This is a genomic window from Streptomyces coryli, from assembly GCF_011044975.1.
Lineage (GTDB): Bacteria > Actinomycetota > Actinomycetes > Streptomycetales > Streptomycetaceae > Streptomyces > Streptomyces coryli.
In genome coordinates this window covers 1-1138 of the sequence record NZ_JAAKZV010000550.1, presented here as the reverse complement: position 1 = coordinate 1138, position 1138 = coordinate 1, and the positions used below count along the sequence as shown (strand labels likewise).

Genomic DNA, 1138 nt, shown 5'->3' with positions numbered 1-1138 from the left:
ATACGGGCTCGGGCCGGGGAGGCGGGACAGGCTCCGACGCGCGCGGCGAAGCCGGGGACTCGGCGTCCGGCTCGGGGCGCTGGCGCGGTACGGCACCGGTCCCGTTCCTCTCGGCAGCCGTCGGCGGCTCCGGGTCGGGGCGACGGGCCGGGCGGGGCTCCGGATCGGGGCGGCGGGACGCCGTCGGACGACGCGGGGGGACTGTGGCCGCCTGGCGGCCCGTGAGGACGCGGAGGACGCCGAAGGACTCCAGCAGCACCAGGCCGTCCACGACTGCCAGCTCCGGCTCGCCGCACCGGACGTACAGCCCGATCCGCTCCTCCAGTTCCCGCGCGAGCCCCGGCGTCGCGAACAGCCCGCCCGCGGCCAGCACCGCGGACACCGTGCCGCCCGGCCGCTCCGCGGCGCTGCCCAGCACGGCCGCGACGGCCTGCTCCGCCTGCCGCCGCAGCGGCGCCGTCACCTCCTCGAAGTCGGTCCGGTGGAGGATCGCCCCGGCACCCGGCCCGTCATGTTCGACTGCGGCGCTCTCACGGTCACCGAGCGCTTCCCGCAACTCGCGGGCCACTGCGAGCTGTTCCGCGGCCGTCTCGTCCGCACCGGGCAGCACGGCCCGCGCCACCGCCGCGTCCCAGGCGTTGCCGCCCACCGGATGCGAGACGGTGTCCAGCACCCGCACCGTACGGTCGCCGCTCACCGCCAGCACCGTGAGGTCCAGCGCCCCGGCGCCCTGGTCGCAGACCAGCACCGTACGCTCCGCGCCCTCGGCGACCGCCCCGTAGTGGAGGGCGGCGGCCACCGGCTCCGGCACCGCGTGCGCCACGCTCAGCCCGGCGGCTTCCGCGGCCCGCCGCAGCGGCAACTCGCCCTTGCCCGACGCCTCGAGGCTGACCGCGACCCGGCCCCGGCCGCCGCCCGCGTCCGCGCCCGCTTCCGACGCGAGCTCGGACAGCCGGCGCAGGTCCCCGGCGAGTCCGGACGGATCCGTCGTCCGCCCGCCCGGCGAGGACAGCCGCACCGGACCCGCCGTCACCAGCTCTCCGCCCGGACCTCTCCAGCCGATCCGTCCGTAGTGCCGCCCCAGATCGATCCCCAGCGACCTCGCGCCGCCCGACGCCACCCCGCCCTCCGTCACGCC

At 78.4% G+C, this 1138-nt stretch carries 1 protein-coding gene; it reads right to left on the bottom strand.

The features are described 5' to 3' along the window. Window positions 1-1138, bottom strand: a 1138-nt coding sequence (locus G5C51_RS43900; protein ID WP_165246227.1) for an Hsp70 family protein, incomplete at both ends; no start/stop codon positions are given.